General features: G+C 26.6%; 12 protein-coding genes. 6 read left to right on the plus strand and 6 right to left on the minus strand.

Features of this window, described 5'->3' with window-relative positions; translation table 11 throughout:
- Positions 1–117 precede the first annotated feature (117 nt).
- Positions 118–1,350 (minus strand): aminopeptidase, encoded by a 1,233-nt coding sequence (locus AAT22_RS07585; protein ID WP_047000780.1) that lies wholly within the window; start codon positions 1,348–1,350, stop codon positions 118–120.
- Between the two features lie 194 nt (positions 1,351–1,544).
- Between AAT22_RS07585 and glsA the strand changes: the two genes are divergently transcribed.
- The 4 genes from glsA to AAT22_RS07605 all read left to right on the plus strand — a co-directional run bounded on the left by glsA (position 1,545) and on the right by AAT22_RS07605 (position 6,555).
- The gene (gene glsA / locus AAT22_RS07590; protein ID WP_047000781.1) at positions 1,545–2,462 is read left to right on the plus strand and encodes a glutaminase A; all 918 of its coding nucleotides are present in this window, start codon (positions 1,545–1,547) and stop codon (positions 2,460–2,462) included.
- A 302-nt stretch (positions 2,463–2,764) separates the two neighbouring features.
- Positions 2,765–5,377 (plus strand): DNA polymerase I, encoded by a 2,613-nt coding sequence (gene polA, locus AAT22_RS07595; RefSeq protein ID WP_047000782.1) that lies wholly within the window; start codon positions 2,765–2,767, stop codon positions 5,375–5,377.
- A 16-nt stretch (positions 5,378–5,393) separates the two neighbouring features.
- Positions 5,394–5,996 (plus strand): dephospho-CoA kinase, encoded by a 603-nt coding sequence (gene coaE, locus AAT22_RS07600; RefSeq protein WP_047000783.1) that lies wholly within the window; start codon positions 5,394–5,396, stop codon positions 5,994–5,996.
- A gap of 10 nt (positions 5,997–6,006) precedes the next feature.
- Positions 6,007–6,555 (plus strand): lytic transglycosylase domain-containing protein, encoded by a 549-nt coding sequence (locus tag AAT22_RS07605; RefSeq protein ID WP_016207197.1) that lies wholly within the window; start codon positions 6,007–6,009, stop codon positions 6,553–6,555.
- Between the two features lie 200 nt (positions 6,556–6,755).
- Here AAT22_RS07605 and AAT22_RS07610 read toward each other — a convergent pair whose 3' ends face one another.
- From AAT22_RS07610 to AAT22_RS07620, 3 genes are all read right to left on the minus strand, one after another.
- Positions 6,756–7,622 (minus strand): 50S ribosomal protein L11 methyltransferase, encoded by an 867-nt coding sequence (locus tag AAT22_RS07610; protein WP_047000784.1) that lies wholly within the window; start codon positions 7,620–7,622, stop codon positions 6,756–6,758.
- A 106-nt stretch (positions 7,623–7,728) separates the two neighbouring features.
- Complete coding sequence (locus AAT22_RS07615; RefSeq protein ID WP_047000785.1) at positions 7,729–8,409, minus strand: flavin reductase family protein; 681 nt, start codon at positions 8,407–8,409, stop codon at positions 7,729–7,731.
- A 99-nt stretch (positions 8,410–8,508) separates the two neighbouring features.
- Complete coding sequence (locus AAT22_RS07620; protein ID WP_047000786.1) at positions 8,509–9,798, minus strand: D-alanyl-D-alanine carboxypeptidase family protein; 1,290 nt, start codon at positions 9,796–9,798, stop codon at positions 8,509–8,511.
- 316 nt (positions 9,799–10,114) lie between these two features.
- Here AAT22_RS07620 and AAT22_RS07625 point away from each other — a divergent pair, with 316 nt between their 5' ends.
- On the plus strand, positions 10,115–10,834 hold the full coding sequence (locus tag AAT22_RS07625; RefSeq protein ID WP_016207194.1) for a polysaccharide deacetylase family protein: 720 nt from the start codon (positions 10,115–10,117) through the stop codon (positions 10,832–10,834).
- Between the two features lie 48 nt (positions 10,835–10,882).
- Here the strand turns inward: AAT22_RS07625 and AAT22_RS07630 are convergent, their stop codons facing one another.
- Together AAT22_RS07630 and AAT22_RS07635 are read right to left on the minus strand one after the other, a co-directional pair.
- Entirely contained in the window at positions 10,883–11,611 is a 729-nt protein-coding gene (locus AAT22_RS07630) for a type 1 glutamine amidotransferase (protein ID WP_016207193.1), read from the minus strand.
- A gap of 16 nt (positions 11,612–11,627) precedes the next feature.
- Positions 11,628–12,986 carry a Mur ligase family protein gene (locus AAT22_RS07635; protein WP_047000788.1) on the minus strand — a complete coding sequence of 453 codons (1,359 nt, stop codon included), beginning with the start codon at positions 12,984–12,986 and terminating at the stop codon, positions 11,628–11,630.
- 205 nt (positions 12,987–13,191) lie between these two features.
- On the opposite strand from AAT22_RS07635, the gene AAT22_RS07640 reads away from it, so the two are divergent.
- Positions 13,192–14,112: an alpha/beta hydrolase gene (locus AAT22_RS07640; protein WP_016207191.1), complete on the plus strand. Its 921-nt coding sequence runs from the start codon at positions 13,192–13,194 to the stop codon at positions 14,110–14,112.
- The last annotated feature ends 46 nt before the right edge of the window (positions 14,113–14,158 follow it).

Consider the following 14,158-nt stretch of genomic DNA (forward strand, 5'->3'; position numbering starts at 1 on the left):
ATATAAAGTATCTACATTATTTACATATAAAAGCAATATTAATCACTTTGAATTAAATATGTAAATTTATATTAACAATATAAATATATGATTGAAGACTTTTATATATTAAAGAAATTAAAAAGCCCAATTTCCAGAAGTAAATATTTTAATTTCTGTATTATCTTCAGTATATCCAGTAATATCTAAATCTTTAGTTCCTATCATAAAATCAACATGAATTATAGAATCATTGGCCCCTTTTTTTGATAACTCTGAATCACTTAAATTTTCTCCATTAATTATACAAGTTGGATAAGCTTTTCCGAAAGCTAAATGACAAGCAGCATTTTCATCAAATAAAGTATTATAAAAAATTAAATTAGAATTTGAAATAGGTGAATCATAAGGAACTAATGCCACCTCACCTAAATATTTAGCTCCATCATCACTATCTAATAATTTTTTTAATGTCTCAAACCCTTCTTTAGCAGTAAAATCTATGACTTTTCCATCTTTAAAAGTTAAAGAAAAATCATCTATTAAATTTCCACCATAACTTAAAGGTTTTGATGAGACTACAGTACCGTTAATACCAGTTTTTTTAGGTAATGTATAAACTTCTTCAGTTGGCATATTAGCATTAAATTCCATTCCAGCAGCACATTTTTCTGAACCACCAAGCCAAATATGATCTTCAGGTAATTCTATAGTTAAATCAGTACCTATAGAGTTTTTATAATGAAGTTTTTTTAGTTTATTAGAATTTAAAAAGTTTAAATTCTTACTAATATTATTATTATGTTCATTCCAAGCTTCAATAGGATCATCGTTATTTAATCTAACTACATTAAATATAACATCCCAAAGTTTAGATACAGCTTCTTCTGAGTTAGAATTTTTAAATACTTTTAATGCCCAGGCTTCAGTAGGAACAGAAACTACAGTCCAACGAATTTTATTTGACATTGAATAATCGTAGTATTCCTTTAGAGCTAACTGACGGCTTTTTTGGAAAGCAGCTATTTTATCCATTGGAATATTTTTGTATGCATCTGGGTCTGAAGCAGAAATTGAAATGACTGCACAACCTTGTTTAGCATAAGAATTATATGATTCAGCTATCCAGTTTGGTGTTTCTTTTAGCGTATCCATAGATGCATATTCAAGTTTAAGTTTTTGTAAACTTTGATCACTATAGTGAACCACAACTTCTTTTGCCCCTTCCTTGTAAGCAACTTCAGCTATAGCTCTTGAAAAATCTACACATTCTATTGGAGAATTAACAAGCAAAACTTGATCTTTTTGTAGATTAACTCCCTTTTTAACAGCAAGGGTAGCATATTTCTTTAACATATTCTTCATATCCATGAAATCACCTCTATTTTCTAAGTTATATCACTTATTTTGACATAATATAGTAAGATAGTCTAGTTAAAATTTTTATACTTCAAATTACCTTATGAGTAATAATTATGTAGATTATTAATTAAAACATATATATAATATAAATACTTAGATATAAAGAGATTTTCATAAATGAAGGACATAAAGAGGTGATATATATGTTTAATTTGTTAAATACATTAGTTGATAAAAATAGGGAGTATGGAAGCAATGGAAAACTTGCATCATATATACCAGCTTTATTAGAGGCTAACCCAAATGACTTAGGGATATGTCTAGTAGATTTAAACGGAAAAGAGTTTTATGCTGGAGAGTGCGATAAAAGATTTACTATTCAAAGTATATCAAAAGTCGTAACATTAATTTTAGCTCTTAAAGATAATGGGAGATATAATGTATTTAAAAAAGTTAATGTTGAGCCTACAGGAATGGGGTTTAATTCTATAGTAAATTTAGAGGTAAGGGATTCGGGAAGACCTTATAATCCTATGATCAATGCTGGTGCAATAGTAACAACATCTTTAATAAATGGAAAAGATATAAATGAAAAACTTAATAAAATATTAAATTTTATAAAAATAGTTACTAAAAATGATAGTATATCAATAAATGAAAGAGTATATTTATCAGAAAAAGAAACAGGAGATAGAAATAGAGCTTTGGCATATTTTATGAAAAGTACTAAAATATTAGATGGAGATGTAGAGGAAATATTAGATTTATATTTTAAGCAGTGTTCTATAGAAGTAAGTGCAAGAGATTTGGCTAGATTCGGATCTGTGATTGCAAATGATGGTGTTATTCCTTGGAGTAATGAAAGAATAATGTCTAGAGAGGTATGTAGAATTGTCAAAACTATTATGGTTACCTGTGGAATGTATGATGCATCGGGAGAATTTGCAGTTCATGTTGGGATACCGGCAAAATCAGGAGTAGGTGGAGGCATTTTAGCTACTGTTCCTAGGAGATATGGAATAGGAATATATGGACCATCATTAGATGAGAAAGGAAATAGCTTATCAGGATTACATATAATTAAAGATTTATCAGAAGAGTTAGATTTAAGTATTTTTTAATAGATAAATCTTAAGTTATAATAAAAATTAAAACTTTAAAAATGAAAGTAGATAAGTAAATTTGCTAAATAAATAATTTATATAACAAATTTAATATATATTTATGAATTAACAAATAGCAAATTGGGAAATTTTATAAGAGAAGAGTTAAATAAGATATATAATTATAGGATATCAATATTCTATGATTATAAGTAAAACTATTTATATTAATTAAAATGTAATGATTTATAGCTATAAAAATAGTATAATTTATAATAAAAATAACTTTAAGGAGTTAATTCCTTAATTTGGAGGAAAATATGGAAAGATTATTGATTTTAGATTCTAATTCGCTTTTAAATAGAGCTTTTTATGCAATTCCTGAATTAACAACTACAGATGGTATTCATACAAATGCTGTTTATGGATTTGCAAATATGTTATTTAAAATGAAGGAAGAATTAAAACCAGATTATATAGTTGCAGCTTTTGATAAGAAAGGGCCAACATTTAGACATAAAGAATATGAAGAATATAAAGCAGGAAGAAAAAAAATGCCACCAGAGCTTGCGGAACAATTTCCTATAGTGAAAGATATGTTAGATTTATTATCTATAAGTAAATATGAAATTGATGGATTTGAAGCAGATGATATAATAGGTTCTCTTGCTAAATATGCAGAAAAAAACGAGATTGAAGTTTATATAGTGACAGGAGATAAAGATGCCCTTCAGTTAGCATCTAATAATATAAATGTAGTTATAACTAAAAAAGGAGTTTCAGAAACAGCAAAATATAATTACGAAACATTTTTTCAGGAATTTGGAGTTACTCCAACTCAATTTATAGATGTAAAGGGTCTTATGGGAGATAAATCAGATAATATACCAGGGGTACCAGGAATAGGGGAAAAAACAGCTTATAAATTAATTCAAACCTATGGTTCTGTGGAAGAAGTGTTAAATAATATAGATAATATTAGTGGAAAAAAAATAAAAGAAAATCTAGAGAACTTTAGAGAGCAAGCTATATTTAGTAAAAAGTTAGCTACTATAATTACAGAAGTACCTTTAGAATTTGATTTAGACGAAATAAAAAGTCAAGAATCGTATAATGGGGAAGGACTAAGAAAGTTATTTTTTAAGCTACAAATGAAATCACTGGTAGATAAACTTCCTGAAAATAAAGAAGATATAAAAGATGATAAAATAATTTTAGATGTTATTGATATAGACAGTTCAGATGATTTATTTAATTTGTCTAAATCTTTAAATGAAATATGTTATATAACTTATGAGGTTTTGAATAATGGAAGATATTCAGAAATAGAATTAAATAAGATGTATTTATCTTGTGGAGATAAGATTTATTTAATTAATTTTAAAAATATTTATAGTTCTAATACAAATAACGAATATCTAGGATTAAAAGTAATAATGGAAAACAAAAATCTAAAAAAGGTAATTCATGATGGAAAGTCTCTTGTTACAGTATTAAATAAATTAGGTATTTCTATAGAAAGCTTTGAATTTGATACAGCAATAGCCTCTTATCTTATTGATTCAGCAAGATCATCTTATGATTTGGTAACATTAATAAATGAATATTTAAGTGAAGATGTAACAGGTGATGATAAAACAATAGAGGCAAAGGTAAATTTGAAATTAAAGGAAATATATGAATTACTAAAAAATAAAATAAAAGAAGAAAAAATGGAGGAACTTTATTATGATGTTGAACATCCATTAATATATATTCTTTCATCTATGGAATCTTTAGGATTTAATATAAATAAAAATATGTTAGAAGATTTAGCAGTTAAATTTAAAGAAGAAATTGTTACAACAGAAAAAGAAATTTTTAAATTGGCAGAAGAAGAATTTAATATAAATTCTCCAAAGCAACTAGGAAAAATTTTATTTGAAAAATTAGATTTACCTGTAGTTAAAAAAACAAAAACAGGTTATTCAACCAATGCAGAAGTTTTAGAAAAGTTACAAGATAAACATGAGATAATACCCAAAATAACTTATTATAGACAAATAACAAAACTTAATTCTACTTATGTGGAAGGATTAAAAAATGTTATAGATATTGATGGACACATACATTCTAATTTTAATCAAACTGTAACAACAACAGGAAGGTTATCTAGTACAGAACCTAACCTTCAGAATATTCCTATAAAATATGAAATGGGAAGAGAAATAAGAAAAGTATTTATACCTAATGAACCAGGAGATATATTATTATCATGCGACTATTCACAAATAGAGCTAAGAGTTTTAGCACATATGTCACAGGATGAAAATATGATAAATGCATTTAAACATCATAGTGATATACATACAAAAACGGCATCTGAGGTATTTAAAGTTCCAGTAGAGGAAGTTACATCTTTAATGAGAAGTAGAGCTAAGGCTGTTAATTTTGGAATAGTTTATGGAATTAGTGATTTTAGTCTTTCACAAGATTTACACATAGCTAAAAAGGAAGCTTCAGAATATATGGAAATTTATTTTGATAGATATCCTAAAATAAAGGGATATTTAGATGGTGTTATAGAAGAGGCAAAGGAAAAAGGATATGTACTAACTATTTTAAATAGAAGAAGAGCGATACCAGAAATTAAATCTTCTAATAGAATAGTAAAAGCTTTAGGTGAAAGATTAGCAATGAATGCTCCTATTCAAGGAAGTGCAGCTGATATAATAAAACTAGCAATGGTTAATGTTTATAAAAAGTTAAAAGAAAGCAAATTAGAAAGTAATATAATATTACAAGTTCATGATGAACTTATATTAAATGTTAAAGCAAAAGAGCTTGAAGAGGTAAAGAAAATAGTAAAAGAAGAAATGGAAAATGTCTTAGACATAGAAGTACCTCTTGAAGTAGATATTAATTTAGGGGAAACATGGTATGATGCTAAGTAAGGGGGCTTAATTAAAAATGATTAAAATAGGATTAACAGGGGGAATTGGTTCAGGTAAAAGCACAGTATCAAAAATGCTTACTGAAAAAGGATTTAAAGTAATAGATTCAGATGATATATCAAGAGATGTTCTTATTAAGTACCCTGAAATTCTAGAAAAAATAAAAATAGAATTTGGATCAGGTTTTTTTGATTGGAGAGGGGAATTTAGAAGAAGGGAATTTGGAAATCATATTTTTCGATTCCCAAAACAAAGAAAGAAATATGAAGATATAATAATACCATATATAAAAAAGGAAATATTTCTTGAGCTAGATAAATATGAAAGAAATGGTGAATCCATGGTAATATTAGATGCGCCTACTTTAATAGAAAATGATCTTCATACATATATGGATTATATAATTGTAGTATGGGTTGATAATAATACACAAATAATGAGAATAAAAAACAGAGATAAATTATCAAGAGATGAGGCTATAAATAGATTAAATGCCCAAATATCATTAGATAGAAAAAAAGAATATGCACATATTATTATTGATAATAATAATGATTTATTAAAAACTAAGAAGCAAGTAGATAAAGTAATAGATTTTTTAAAGGTAATTAATAAATAAGGAGAAAATAATGAAATTTAAGCGTATATTAGCTATTTTAATCGTAATAATTATTGCTTATTTTGGAGTAGTATTAGTAATGAAGAACTATGTGTATCCTTACCCGTATGATGAATATATAAATAAGTATAGTGAGGAATATGAAATAGATCCATATCTTGTGTTAGCAGTCATAAAAACTGAGAGTGATTTTAATAAAGAAGCTGTTTCGAAGAGAGATGCAAAAGGATTGATGCAAATAATGGATACAACTGGAGAATGGGCAGCTAAAGAAATAGGAATTAACTACTTTATGCCATCCATGCTTTTTGATTCAGAGTTAAATATAAGGATAGGATGCTGGTATTTAAAAACATTAGAAAATGAATTTGATAATAATTTAGATTTGATATTAGCGGCTTATAATGGTGGAAGTGGAAATGTTAATAAGTGGTTAAGTGATGAAGACTATTCAAATGATGGAGAAAATTTGGATTATATACCATTCCCAGAAACTAAAAAATATGTAGATAAAGTTAAAGCAAATTACAACATATATAAATATCTTTATAATAAATAACTAAAAATAGTGCACAGTTCACAAGGCACAGTTATGGAAATAATTCAGATTTGCTGAATTAAGAATATATTAAGGCTACTATAAAATAGTTGCTATAATATAAGTTTAAGAAACTACTCAGTAGTTTCTATCCTAAACTGTGAACTGCAAATTGTGCACTGTGCACTTAATAATTTTTCACTCTCAATTAGTGTTAATTACTAATTGAAAACTGCTGTTATCCATTCATTACTTTGATATTTTGTTTCTAGTTCAAATCCATAACTTTCTACAATAGATTTGACTTTATCAAAGCTCCATTCAACAAGTCCAGATACAAGAATTTTACCATCATTTTTTAGACGTTCTCTTATAAAATTCATAAACAATTCAGTTTCTTCTCCGCCTATATTTATGTAGATCCAGTCATATGTATCATTGATTTTAATTTCATCATTTAATGCATTCCCAACTAATACTTCAATATTATATAGTCCATTTAGTGAAGCATTTAATAAAACCTCATCTTTTACATCTCTTATATCAAGAGCGGTAACTTTGGATGCACCAATAATAGCAGAAGCTACAGATAAAATTCCAGAACCAGTTCCAATATCAAGTACTGACTTATTAGATAAATTAATTTTAGTTAAAATTATATTTAGTAAATCTTTTGTTGTTTCATGTAATCCAGTACCAAAGGCTCCTTGAGAAATAAAAGATATTTTATGAATATTTTTATCATGTATAACTTCATCAGGAGAAGATAATACCCAGTTATCATTTATATGAACAGTAGGAAAATTATAATTATAATTATCATAGTTACATTGTTCTATACTTATACAATTGGTTCCTAAAATAGAGGTAACTTTTTCTTTAAACAACTCTAAATATTCTTCAGAATTTTCATAGGCAATTCTAATATTAATTGTATCAACTATTTTTTCTAAATAACCATAACCATATTCCTCAGTTGTTATTTCTAAAGGACTTTCATAAAAAACATTAAAAATATCATTGATTTGTAATTTTTCAATTTGTTCATCTAATTCTGTAAATTTAATATTATAAGTAAGTATAAACATTATTTCATCCCCCGAATATAATTCAATGTAATATTATTGAGTATAGATAGATTTTTAATTAATGTCAAGAAATATAAAATAATAAATATTCTATATAAAAAAATCACTATTTATTTCTAGATTTTGATTTAGATGACGATTTATAATTCTTTAAATTTTTACTATTAGATTTTAAATCATTTTTCCTAGAAGTAACGGTAGTATTAACTTTTTTAGTATTAGATTTTTTTCTAACCGAAAAGCCGAAAGAACCTATAGATTTTTCGGGAAGCTTAAAGTATTCTCCGTGACAATAAGAAATTAAATTTCCTTTTTCAAAATGTATTTTCCCATTATCATCTATTAAATTGCTATTAATATGTGAGCCAACTACTTCTGCTATAAACATATGATGACTTCCAAGCTTTATTATATCCTTAACTTTACACTCTATAGAAACTGGACAGTCATCTATATATGCCACATTAACATTTTCCCCATCTTTAATGGTAAAGTTCATATCTTTTATTTTATCAAATTTCCTACCTGGTTTAACTCCACAGTAGTCAACAGCTTTAACCATATTGGAAGAAGGCATATTAACTATGAATTCCATAGTTTCACATATATACTCATAAGAAAGTCGTTCAGGTCTAATAGAAATAGAAAGCATAGGAGGCTTTGTACATATTGTTCCTGTCCAACCAACTGTAAATACATTGTCTTTACCAGCTTTATTTCTAGATGTGATTAGAACTACAGGAACAGGATTTAAAACCACACTACCTTTAAAATCAATTTTATCCAAGTATATCTCTCCTTAAAATAAATTTTTAGATTACATAAAAAAGTGCACATATATTAAAGAAAAGGTAGATTCAGATATCTAAATCTACCTTTATATATTTTAATAATATCTTCTTCTTCTTCTCTTTTTCATATTAATAATTCTAGTTATAAATATTAATAGAACTAATATAACAATAAGAATTAGTAATGATAATAAGTATAGTGGTAAATTTGCTTTAACAAGCTCTAAAGAAGAAACTTGTATAGTACCAGATCTTTCTTCTGTGTATCCAGGTAATGAAAATGTTAGTTTAACTTCCTTATTACCACTAAGCTTCCAAGCATCTTTTACATCTTGAGTGTAAGAAATAGAAGCATTTTTATCATTAAAATCATTTTTATAGTACTCTACATCTTGATTTAAAATTATAGGAGCTGTTATTTGTTTTTCAGGACCAAAAAACCTAAATGCTTTATATGTTAAGTTAATAGTTCCAACTTCATCATTAGCACTCTTATAGACTTCCTTTTTAGCTAAATATCCATAATTAGCTATTTTTTCAGTGTCCTCAAATACATTAAGCCCAGTTGCACCATATTCAGATTTCAAAACAACAGTAACTAAATCTCTGCCATCTCTTTCATAAAAGCCAACAAAACAATGCCCAGCTTGATCTTCAGTTCCTGTTTTACCCCCTATATTACCATTTTTACCAAGTATTTTATTTCTTGATTCGATTATTACAGGAGTACCTGACAAATTAACACTAAGCTCACCAGTTTTAGGTGCCATAGTTTCTCTAATCCAATCATTTTTAAAAGCAGCAATTCCTATTTGTGCTAAATCATAAGCAGTAGTTTGGTTTATTTCAGTATTTGTAGGGTTTAATGGATCGATTTCTAATCCAGAAGGATTAACAAAATGTGTATTTTTAAGCCCTAAGTCATTAGCTTTTTCATTCATCATAGTTATAAAATTATCTACTGTTCCACCAACTGATTCTGCCATTAAATAAGCCGTATCATTAGCAGAGAAGATCATTACAGCTTTCATTGTATCTTCTGCTGAAATTTTGTCACCAGAATTTATCTTCTTATATCCATTTAATGAAGTTTCTGTAACCTTTAAAACAGTATCAGTAAAGGTTAGTGAATCTGATTTTGACTTATTTTCTGCAAAAAGCAATGCAGTCATAAGCTTAGTAGTACTTGCAGGTGATAATTTTAAATCTGCATTTTTTGAATAAATAACTTCACCTGTATTAATATCGATTGTTATAGCAGCTTCCCCAATAATTTCTGGAGATTGGATATTTGTCTCTTGTGCACTAACCTTATTAGCAAAAGGAGCTAATAATGAAATAGAAAGAGCAACTGCCAGCGTCTTTAATAAATTTTTTCTTTTCAATTTCATCTCCCCATTTCTTAAATATTTTTATGTATATAAGTTGTAATAAATGCTATACAGCAACTGATTATATTACAGTTACATAATTATATAGATTTCTAATTGAAGTATAAATAACAATTAAAAATTCAACTTTTAAATTACACATTTTATACACAACTTAAAGTATAACATCTACATTACATAATAACAACATAAAGAACATTTGTTAAGTGGTTTAATTTACATATAATATAATCTTAATAATTGCATAAAATAACATTATAAGTAGGAGGTGGTTAATATAAAAAGGTTTAACAAATATAGTAGTATTTTTATGATTTTTTTACTTATTAGTATTATAAATTATATCCCTGTATTAGCATTACATACAGATAAGGAAATAAAAACTGTATATTTAACATTTGAAGACGGACCTTCAGCAAATATAACTAATAAAATAATTAATACATTAAATGAAAATGATGTAAAAGCGACCTTTTTTGTTGTAGGGGATTCAGCTAATATATATTCTTATATAATAAAAACTTTAAGAAAAAGTAATATGTGTATAATGCCACACTGCAATATACATGATTATAGTTATCTATATAAAAGTGAAGAAAATTATTTCAATGATTTAGATAAATGTAAGAAGACTATAGAAAGTATAACTGGAGAAGGTAATTTGAGTTTTATAAAATTGTTGGAATGTCCAAATAATTCTCAAAATAAAAAAGAAGTGTTATCTAGAATACAACAAAAAATAATAAGTAATGGAGAATATTATATAGGGCATACTATAGCTATAGGAGATGAAAAATCAAAAGATATATCCTCAGAATTTGTAAACTCTAAGTTAAGGGATGAGGCTGGATTAAATAAGGTTGAGGTAGTTCTTATGCATGATTGTAGCAATCAAACTATTATTGCTGAAACGCTTAAAGATGTTATAAACTATTACAAAGAAAAAGGATATATATTTAAAACATTAAATGAAATGGATTCATGGGAAATTAATTATTTAAAAGAAAACAAAGTACTAAATAAAGAGTAATAAAAGCTAAGGCAAACTATCAAAAGCTACTAATAGTTTGCCTTGAATTTATTTTTTATTCTCTAATCTTTTTATCATAACATCTTTAGCTTTAAGCTCTAGAGTATCGTCTATAGGATCTAAAACAACATTCTCATACTTCTTATTTAAAGCTATAGTTAGGAATCTATCTGCAAGTTCTGGATTTTTTGATAATAATGATCCATGAAAATAGCTGCAAAAAGTATTCTTATATATACAACCCTCATTTCCATCTTCACCGTTATTTCCGTACCCATGTAAGCACTTTCCTAATGGCTTCAATCCGTTTGTGTAGGTTCTACCAGAATGATTTTCAAAACCAACATAAGTTTCATTAAAATCTTCATTGTATATAACTGTGTTTCCGATAAAACGAGTATCTCCCCCCTCGGAATAGATATCAAGTATTCCTAATCCATCAATTTTTTCACCATTTGGAGCTATGTAATATTTTCCAAGCAATTGATAACCACCACAAATAGCAATAACTACTTTTTCATCTTCAATATATTTTTGTAAGTTAGGTTTTTTTATAGTTTTTAGATCATTAGAAACGATTGATTGCTCAAAATCTTGACCGCCGCCAAAAAATAAAATATCTGTATTTTCTGAATCAAATTCATCATTTAGCGAAGTGTTAATTATATTAACCTTTATTCCTCTTTGTTCAGCTCTATGTTTAAGTATTAGAATATTACCAACATCTCCATAAACATTAAGTAAGTCAGGATAAAGATGACAAATATTTAATTCCATTTATAGACCTCCTTATTTACCAAAGTTTTTTAATGTAACCTTTTGAATGAAGATATTTTCTAAAGTTAATCATAGCAGTATAGGTAGCAAGAACATAAATCTTATCATTTTTACTACTTTTAATCTTTTCTGTTAAGTCTTCAAAGGTTTCTTCAATTATGAAAGTATCTTTATTCAATCCAGCCACATTAAGTCTAACAGCCATATCATAACATCTTATACCAGAAACAAATACTTCATCTATATTAAGATCATGAAGCTTTTCAAAGTCAACATCCCATATCCAGGAAACATCAGTACCATCAGCGTAGTTATCATTTAAAAGAAATGCCGCAGCAAAAGTATCTTTATTTAGACAAAGTGTATCTAAAGCTTGATTATATCCTGCAGGATTTTTGACTAAAATGATTTTTACATCTTTATCTTCAATATTTAATGCTTCTTGTCTTCCAAAACTAGAATCTTGATTCTGTAATGATTTTTTTATTGAATTGTCATTTATTCCAAGTTCTTTAGTTACAGCATAAGCACAAAGGCCATTATAAATATTATAAACTCCTGATTGGCTTATAGTAATTTCTAAATCATTGAGTTTTACAGTTGAGCTATCAGGTGTTAGTTCTAAAACTTCATTTACTGCATATTCTAAATCAGCTCTTTTAAATCCACAGCCTGTACAGTAGAAATCACCTAAATGATTATATGTAATATGATTATATTCATAAGGAGACTTACAGAATTTACAGAACTTAGCATCTGCATTTATTTCTATCTCTTTATTATTTCCTATGCTAGCATTAAAACCATAAAACACAGTTTTATTTTGAAGCTCAAGTTTACCTAAAAGAGACTCATCTCCATTTAAAACTAAAGTAGTATTAGGAGAAAGATGAATTCCTTCTAATATTTTTGATAAAGTAGTATAAACTTCACCATATCTATCTAGTTGGTCTCTAAAAAGGTTTGTCACAGTTATTATTTCTGGATTAATATATTCAGTTATATATTTTAAGTTAGCTTCATCAACTTCAATAACTGCATATGAATTTTCGACTTTCTTAAAGAACTTATAGTTATCAATGAAGGTTGTAACTATTCCAGGAAAAAGGTTTGCACCAGTATTATTAGTAATAACCTTATTTCCACTTTCTTTTATAATATTATAAATCATGCTAGTTGTAGTAGTTTTACCATTAGTACCTGTGATTAAAACTACATTGTAGCCTTTTGATACCTTTGAGAGTATATTTTTATCTATTTTTAAGGCCACTTTTCCAGGAAAGGTTGTTCCCCCTTTTAGTATTGTCTTTGTTAGAAAAATTGTAATTTTTGAAGCTATAATGCTTATTATTGATTTAATACTAATCTTTTTCACCACCTTATAATACTTATCCAATATTATATACAATAATATTAATAGATAATCAAAAAATAAAAAAATTGATTTTAACTATGAATAGTATATCATAACTTTATATACTTACAAATAAGGTTATTATAAGATTTTATTAATTATTGAAGTTTGACTGTTATAGATATAAGAGAGATAATATAATTAATAATTGAATGGAGGAATTAATATGGAAAATTTTATTTTTAAGAATAAAAATGGAATAGATATTAGTTGCTATAGATGGAGTAATAAATCAGAAAATACTAAAGGAATTATTCAAATAGTTCATGGAATGTCAGAATGGGCAGGAAGATATGAGTATTTCGCAAATAAACTTACACAAGAAGGATATACAGTTTATGCTCATGATCATAGTGGGCATGGAAAAAGTGTAAAGAATTTAGATAAACTAGGATTTATAAACAAAGAAAATAGATTTTATTCAATGCTTGATGATATAAGAATGTTAAATGAAATTATTAAAAAGGAAAATAAAGAATTGCCGGTAATATTATTTGGTCATAGCATGGGGTCTTTTTTAAGTCAAAGATATATACAAATTTATGGAGATACTATTGATGGTGTTATTTTATCTGGAAGTAATGGAAAGCCAAAAGTATTTACTAAAGCTGGATTAATTGTTTCTAAAATAGAAATGTTGATTAGTGGAAATTATAAGAGAAGTAAATTTATGGATAAGTTATCATTTGGAAGTTTTAATAATAGTGTTAAAAATCCAAAAACGAATTTTGATTGGCTATCTTCAGATGAAAAAGAAGTAGATAAGTATATAAAGGATAAATATTGTGGATTTATATATCCAACTCCTTTTTACTATGATTTAATAAGAGGGTTATGGGATATACATAAAGATGAAAGCCTAGAAAAGATAAAAAACTTAAATATTCCTATCTATATATTTTCTGGAGATAAAGATCCGGTGGGATATTTTGGTGATGGGGTAATAAATCTTTATGAACAATATAAAGAACTTGGTGTGAAAGATATAAGCTATAAACTATATAAAGATGGAAGACATGAAATGTTAAATGAAGTAAATAAAAATGAAGTTATTGAAGATATAATTATATGGATAAAAAAACTATAAATATACAAATATAGCAAAGAGAAATAAGGGGCTGTCGCACTAATAA

The sequence above is a fragment of the Clostridium sp. C8 genome, assembly GCF_001010885.1.
Classification (GTDB): Bacteria; Bacillota; Clostridia; order Clostridiales; family Clostridiaceae; genus Clostridium; species Clostridium sartagoforme.